Raw genomic sequence first — 1,318 nt, 5'->3', positions numbered from 1 at the left:
CGGTTTCCAATATTGCGGACGGGGAGAGAGCTGCGACACGCTTTGCGATGTCGGCGGCGTAGTAGGCAAAGATCAGCGGGACGAGATACTCGTCGTAGATTCTTGGGATCGAGCCGGCGAAAACCTTGTCAGTGCTGGACATGCTTGCCTCGCTGAAGGTTCGGACACGAGGGGCACGTTAGCATGGTTTCCCCACTGCCGCGGCGGCAAGGAGATAAGCCCCGCCGGTTCTTGCACGGCCCTGCTCGCCAGGTCCGCGATCGGTTCTACGATCTCCCGCCGCCGACCTCGCGGATCGGCCGCGTGCCGTCCCAGCTCAAAGCCGCCTGCCGGACCTTCTCGAAGAACGGGCCCTTGGTGCCGCTGATGTCGGAGATCTCGACGATCGTGCCCGGATGCGCCTGCGTGTCGAAATAGGCAAAGCGTCCGCTGTCGCCGCCGATCTGGCCCTCGTGGCCGATCCTGTAGCCGAGCCCGATCGCCTTGTCGTAGAGCGCCTGGTAATCGTGGCTCCAATAGGACATGTGCTGGAGGCCTTCGTGGCCGGCGTCCAGAAACTCCTTGTACAGCGAGGGCGCGTCGTTGCGCTGCTGGATCAGCTCGATCTGCAGATCGCCGGAATTGGCCAGCGCGATGCTCATCTCGACCGGCGAGTCCTGGCCGCGATGGCGGAACCAGTCGGTCTGGACCCGGTCCATGTAGTACCAGGGACCGACGCCCATGGTTTCGATCCAGTGCTTCATCGCGGCGTGGATGTCCCGCACCACGTAACCATTCTGGCGCACCGCGCCAAAGATGCGGCTCATGCCCGGGCTCCGCTCGTCTGCCTGCTCACTTGACCTCGATGCCTGCGTCCTTGGCAACCTGTTTCCAGGCTGCGATGTCGCGGGCGTTGATGTCGCGCTGCTCCTCGCCGGGCACGAATTGCGGTGTGATGCCGAGCTTCAACAGCTTCTCCTTGACCCCGGCGTCGCCGAGCGCGTCCTTCAGCGCCTCCGATAGCCTCGCGGCGATCGGCGGAGCAAGGCCCGCCGGCGCATACATCGCCCAGGACAGGCTGCGGTCGAACGGCACGCCCTGCTCCTTGTAGCTGGCGACATCAGGCAGGCTCGGCGAGCGCTCGCCGCAGGCGGCCAGCGCCTTGATCGAGCCGTCCTTCACCAGCGGCGTCGCGGTCGCAACGTCCAGCGTTGCCAGCGCGATGTGGCCGCCGAGCAGGTCGCCGGCAAGCTTGGCGATGCCGTTGAACGGCACGTGCTCCATCTTGATGCCTGTCTGCTGCATCAGGATCTCCGCGCAGAATTGCCCGGTCGAGCCG

Annotated in this window: 2 protein-coding genes and 1 pseudogene; all 3 read right to left on the bottom strand. The window is 65.2% G+C overall.

The genetic code is table 11. The features are described 5' to 3' along the window. Positions 1 to 142 (bottom strand): annotated as a pseudogene (locus A5906_RS45770) (SAM-dependent methyltransferase); the annotation flags it as partial. A 124-nt stretch (positions 143 to 266) separates the two neighbouring features. Continuing rightward, a complete protein-coding gene (locus tag A5906_RS38070; RefSeq protein ID WP_080140232.1) occupies positions 267 to 806 on the bottom strand; it encodes a VOC family protein in 540 nt (179 codons plus the stop codon). 25 nt (positions 807 to 831) lie between these two features. After that, positions 832 to 1,318: Bug family tripartite tricarboxylate transporter substrate binding protein (locus A5906_RS45765; RefSeq protein ID WP_249776138.1), on the bottom strand; the 487-nt coding region annotated here is incomplete at its 5' end.

Source organism: Bradyrhizobium sacchari (genome assembly GCF_002068095.1).
GTDB lineage: Bacteria > Pseudomonadota > Alphaproteobacteria > Rhizobiales > Xanthobacteraceae > Bradyrhizobium > Bradyrhizobium sacchari.
Note: the sequence above shows the minus strand (reverse complement) of the source record. Positions and strands in the feature narration are given on the sequence as shown.